Source organism: Streptomyces sp. JK94 (assembly GCF_053613315.1).
Map to the genome: position 1 here is coordinate 1 of NZ_JBSICH010000075.1, position 5,213 is coordinate 5,213.

A 5,213-nucleotide genomic window follows, 5' to 3' on the forward strand; every position below is an offset into this window, starting at 1 on the left:
GCTCTTCCGATCTCCCGCGGAGCGGGTACCACATCGCTGCGCGATGTGCAAGCGGGGCGGTCACTGCGCTCCCGCTGGCCCTCGCGATGCGAGGGCGCCTCCCTCCGCTGCGCTCCAGGAGGCGGTGCGGGCCGGCCGCTGCGCGCCCGGCGGGCCGCGCGGTACGCGGCCGGGCTGCTCGGGGTCTGACGGTGCGGCTGGTGGGGCCTCCAGTGCGGGAGTTGAGGGGAGCGCGGGGCCGCTCCCGGCGGGTCCGCTGCGCTCCCCCGCCTGACGGTCCCTCCGGCTGCGCCTCCAGAACCGTTGGGGCCCGCTGGCGCGGGCCGGGCTGGCTACGAGGGGTGGGGGTCGCTCGTTCGTGTGGGTTCCAGTGTACCGCGTGCATCAGGTTGATGCAGCATGTACCGTTGGCGGAAACATGGGACACCCCCCAACCACCCGGGCGGGGCGCGCCTTTTGATGAAACGTCAGCGCCCGTGTTTTGCCACCTAGTCACGCGAGGAATCACGAATTGAGCGGCTTCGGGTCTCAGCCACAGAACGGCACCTCAGATATCGGAAAGCATGTATTCCGGCGTGCGGAGGTACCGGAGCCGAACGGCCCCTCGGGCCGGGCGGCGGAACCCGCCACGGAGGCCGGCCTCGCCTCCTGGTGCTTGTTCGTCACGGTCGGCACCGCCCGAGACTCAGAGCCGCTGGTGCCGCCTATGGTCTGCGCGGGCCCACGGGGCCGCACGCGAAGCCGCCTCAGCCACGAGGGGTTCCGGCCGGCGCCTGCGGGTCGACCTCAGCCACCTAATACTTACGCAGATCAAGAACCCGCTGGTCAGCGGCCTGCACATCCGGCGATCTGTCACCCCAGGAGGTACACAACGTCTGCGATGTGTACCTCCTGAGTAGTCACATCGCAGACGGAATGTCAGCCAGGCCGACAGTTTTAGGCTCGAAACGTCAGCCAGGCCGACGTTCCTGACGGCGTCCCGTTGAACGGTCTCCCGTCGCCTGCAGGGGGGAGATCTGTCCCCCCTGGGGGGACACAACACGCCGGAATGTCAGTGAGGCCGACATATCTGTCGGTGTGGCTGACATACTGCTGGCGTCCAAGATCAGAGGAGTGGAGAGCAGCCTCGTGACACCCGAGCCACAGCGCCGTCGTCCCGCACCGAAGCGCGCAGTGCGCCGTACGGAGCTGCCCCTCGGTGAGGAGATCCAGGCGTGGTCCAAGCCGGTGCAGCCGGTTGAGGACCTCGACTCGGTCGCTCGCCGCTACCCGCGCCGGAAGCTCTCGCTGAGCAGCGAGCGCAAGCCAATGGAGTTCTACGAACACCCGGAGCGCCCGAAGGCGTTCTCCATGGACTCGCTGGAGTTCTTCTTCCTGATCGCGCAGTACTTCCGCGAGGCTCTGCCGTTGCGGCTGATCCTGCTGCTGATCGCCTGTCAGAAGGCCGGCGGGCGGATCCGGCTGACGCAGGAGGAGATGGCGACGGTCCTGGACGTGCCCCGCGCGAAGATCAATGAGGCGCTGCAGGAGGTCATGGGCCATGGCATCGTCTTCAAGGTGCGCCGCGGTGTCTACCAGTTCAACCCGCCCTACTCGTACCGTGTAGCGGAGTTCATCCCGGGCACGGAGCTGGTGGAAGCCGAGTACGTGCAGGTCGACCAGGACAAGACGATCGCGAAGATCCGCAGGGATGAGAGCCTGCCGGATCTGGTGCGGTTCCCGTCGCTGGAGCACATGCGTGAGGCGATCGAGGAACTGCGCAAGAAGCGGGCCGAGGAACGCGCTGCACGCCGACTGGCCCGTGCGCAGCGCCAGGAGGAGGGATCAGCCCAGTGAGTACGTTGAAGTGGTCGGCGACCAACGCCGACGGTCTTCTCGCCGACCTGGACCTGCCGCCTGCCGCCTACCGTGCGCTGCTGAAGCTCCGGGCACGCAGTGAGGCCGGCGGCCGGATCGCGATGGACCAGGCCACCCTCGGTGAGCTGCTCGGGCTCAGCCGTCCCAGCGTGAACGCCGCGCTGCGGGAGCTGGAGCTGGCGAAGCTGGTGAAGAAGGTCCGTAACGGCGTCTACCAGATCAACCCGATGCTGGCCGGCTACAACTCCCCCGAGGACGCCCTGGACGCCGTCAAGATGATGCCCAAGGCGGACCGGCTGGACAGCAAGACCTACGTGGCGGACTACCACCGGGCCGTCGCCGCCTACCAGGACCAGCTCGCCGAGCAGCGCAAGAAGCGGGCAGCAGCAGCCGCTGCCAAGAAGGCCGCGGCCGCCAAGAGGCGCGGTTCGCTGCACGCCGTCGGCTGACCAGGCTCGGCATCCTCCCGTAGACATCGGCGCTGCACCCTCCACGGGTGCGGCGCCGAACGCGTTCCCGGTGTCGGCGCCGACACCAAAGGGCTCCGTCTGCGTGGACAAAGATTCCCCTGTGCAGGGCCAAACGGATCGTCACCAGCTCGGTCGGCGTAGCTGGAGCAGCGAGTGTCAGGTCACGGTCGGGCGGCCCCAGCGAGAGGACGGAGCCCCTGACGTCGTTCTTCAAAATCGCCGTGAATGCCGTGGGCCGGGAACGGGCCATGGACTGGTTCGAGGCGGCCCGGCGCGCCGAACGCCGCGTGCAGGAAGTGGACCAGGCCCGCACCTACCAGTTCGGCTTCGCCGCCTACCTGGCTGACGCGCTGGACTTCTACGGCCAGCAGCCGACCCTCGCGGAGACCGTCGCCTGGGAGGCCATGAAGGGAGCCCGCGAGGTCGCGCGCCATGGCTCCGGGGTCGATCTCGATGCCGACTTCGACGTCCTCCTCGACTGTGCCGTGCGGGCGTGCGGGCGCAGCAGCGGCCGACCGGGCAACAAGCCGGGGGCAGCAGCAGCGACCGCGTAGCCGTCTCGGAGGCAGCGGGCCGCCTGCTGCACGAGTAAGTGGGCGGTTCGTGAGTCTTTGAGTGGTTCTGCTGTCGCCTGATGGTGTGGCGGCAGGACGGAATCCGCCGGTCACGGGTGCTGATCTGGTGATGTGACCGGGTGAGTGAACGCAAGCTGTACCCGAGTGACTTATCGGACGAGCAGTGGTCATTGATCGAGCCGGTGATCACCGCGTGGAAGGACCGGCACCGCTCGGTCAGCGGCCACCAGGGCGCCTACGACATGCGGGAGATCGTGAACGCGATCCTCTACCAGGGGCGAACCGGCTGCCAGTGGGCCTATCTCCCGCATGACCTGCCGCCCAAGAGCGCGACCTACTACTACTTCGCCGCCTGGCGGGACGACGGCACCGACCAGGTCATCCATGAACTTCTGCGCTGCCAGGTCCGTGAACGCGCCCGCCGATTAGAGGACCCGACCCTGGTGGTCCTGGACACCCAGAGTGTCCACGTGGCGGCCGGGGTCCCTGCCGCCACGACCGGCCATGATCCGGCCAAGCGGGTGCCCGGCCGCAAACGCGGACTGGCCGTGGACGTCCTGGGCCTGGTCATCGCAGTCGTCGTCCTCGCCGCGAACACCCACGACAACGCCGCGGGCATCCTCCTGCTGGACCAGGTCGCCGAGCACGCCGACGGAAGCGTCCGCAAAGCCCTGGTCGACCAGGGCTTCAAGAACCAGGTCGTCGCGCACGGCGCCGGCCTGGGCATCGATGTCGAGATCGTCGCACGCGACCCGCAGGTCAAGGGGTTCGTGCCGCAGCCGAAGCGATGGAGGGTCGAGCAGACCTACGGCATCCTGATACTGCACCGCCGCCTGGTCCGCGACTACGAGCACCGCCCTTCCTCCTCCGCCTCGCGCGTCTACTGGGCGATGACCCACGTCATGACCCGCCGCCTCACCGGCGCGAACGCCCCCACCTGGCGCGAGGTGAAGGCGGCGGCAGGGTGAACCTCCAGCCCCTGCTCGACGCCCTGGACCTCCAGGAAGACGCCGCCCGGGCCCTGGCCGACGACCTCCGCACGCAGATTGACGGCCTGCAGACCCGGCTGCGGGAGGCCGAGATGCACCTCGAACACCTCGCGATCACCCGCACGACCGTCACCGGCCTCGCCGACCGGCTCCCGAACGTCGCACCGGACCTGCCCGAGCACCCGGACTACCCCCGCATCCTCGACGCCTTCAACCAGACAACCGGACCGCTACGGGCCAAGGACGTCTGCGAAGCCCTCGGCCACGAACTGCTGCCAAAGAACGTCGAAGGCACCCGCGCCAAGCTGAAACGCCTGGTCAAACTCGAGATCCTCACCGAGGCCGACACCGGCAACTTCGCCAGGAAGCAATAGCCGACGCAACCTTGCTCCAACCTCAGCAGGAAACGGACATCACCTCACGAACCGCCCATTAAGAGGTCCTAACAAAGCCGCTGGACGTGGCGGTGGGTGATCAGGCAGACGGCGAGGCCCAGGAATGCTTCGTGGATGTCGTCGCGTCGTTCCCAGCGGATGCGCAGGCGGCGGAAGCCGTGGAGCCAGGCGATCGTGCGCTCAACGACGTAGCGGAAGGTGCCCAGGCCGGTGCCGTGCGGCTCGCCTCGCTTCGCGATCACGGGGCGTATGCCTCTCTGCCAGAGCAGGCGGCGGTACTTGTCGTGGTCGTAGCCGCGGTCGGCCAGCAGTGCATCCGGGCGCCGGCGCGGCCTGCCGACCCGGCCCGCGACGGCGGGAATCTTGTCGAGCAGCGGCTCGAGTTGGGTGACGTCATTGCGGTTGCCGCCGGTCAGCGACACCGCGAGCGGGATGCCCTGGCCGTCGACGATGAGGTGGTGTTTGCTGCCCGGCCGTGCGCGGTCGACCGGGCTGGGCCCGCTTTTGGGCCCCGTCGGGCGGCCCGCACATGCGAGGAGTCGATCACCGCCCGTTCCCAGTCCAGCTGGTTCTTCGACCGCAGCTCGTTCAGCAGCAGCTGGTGCAGCTGGTCCCAGACGCCGGCCTCGTTCCAGGCCGCAAGGCGCCGCCAGCAGGTCATGCCCGAGCCGAAGCCGAGTTCCTGGGGCAGGTACTCCCACTGGATTCCGGTGTGCAGGACGAAGAGGATGCCGCACAGGGCCTGCCGGTCTGGCACCCGCGGTCTGCCCTCGGCCTTCTTCGGACCCGGCTGCGGCAGCAACGGCTCGACCAGCGACCACAGTTCGTCCGACACGATCCACGGCCGCGACTGACGGTTTCCCATGCCCAGACATACGGGCAGAGCGGCCGACAGCCTCATGATCAGCAGCTTTTGTTAGAGCCAGT

Annotated in this window: 5 protein-coding genes and 1 pseudogene; 5 read left to right on the forward strand and 1 reads right to left on the reverse strand. The window is 68.3% G+C overall.

Going from position 1 to position 5,213, the window contains the following annotated elements; all coding sequences use genetic code 11:
- Positions 1-1,077: 1,077 nt before the first annotated feature.
- The 5 genes from ACVV2G_RS33120 (at position 1,078) to ACVV2G_RS33140 (ending at position 4,265) form a co-directional block, all read left to right on the forward strand.
- The gene (locus ACVV2G_RS33120; protein WP_453846467.1) at positions 1,078-1,836 is read left to right on the forward strand and encodes a hypothetical protein; all 759 of its coding nucleotides are present in this window, start codon (positions 1,078-1,080) and stop codon (positions 1,834-1,836) included.
- A complete protein-coding gene (locus ACVV2G_RS33125; protein ID WP_228970936.1) occupies positions 1,833-2,306 on the forward strand; it encodes a helix-turn-helix domain-containing protein in 474 nt (157 codons plus the stop codon). Before ACVV2G_RS33120 ends, ACVV2G_RS33125 begins: the two co-directional genes overlap by 4 nt.
- A gap of 269 nt (positions 2,307-2,575) precedes the next feature.
- The gene (locus tag ACVV2G_RS33130) at positions 2,576-2,881 is read left to right on the forward strand and encodes a hypothetical protein (protein ID WP_453846468.1); all 306 of its coding nucleotides are present in this window, start codon (positions 2,576-2,578) and stop codon (positions 2,879-2,881) included.
- 140 nt (positions 2,882-3,021) lie between these two features.
- Positions 3,022-3,870: an IS5 family transposase gene (locus tag ACVV2G_RS33135; RefSeq protein WP_453846469.1), complete on the forward strand. Its 849-nt coding sequence runs from the start codon at positions 3,022-3,024 to the stop codon at positions 3,868-3,870.
- Positions 3,867-4,265, forward strand: a complete 399-nt coding sequence (locus ACVV2G_RS33140) for a hypothetical protein (RefSeq protein WP_453846470.1) — start codon at positions 3,867-3,869, stop codon at positions 4,263-4,265. The genes ACVV2G_RS33135 and ACVV2G_RS33140 overlap by 4 nt, the downstream gene beginning before the upstream one ends.
- Positions 4,266-4,333: 68 nt before the next feature.
- Here the strand turns inward: ACVV2G_RS33140 and ACVV2G_RS33145 are convergent.
- Positions 4,334-5,187 (reverse strand): annotated as a pseudogene (locus ACVV2G_RS33145) (IS5 family transposase).
- Positions 5,188-5,213: the final 26 nt, after the last annotated feature.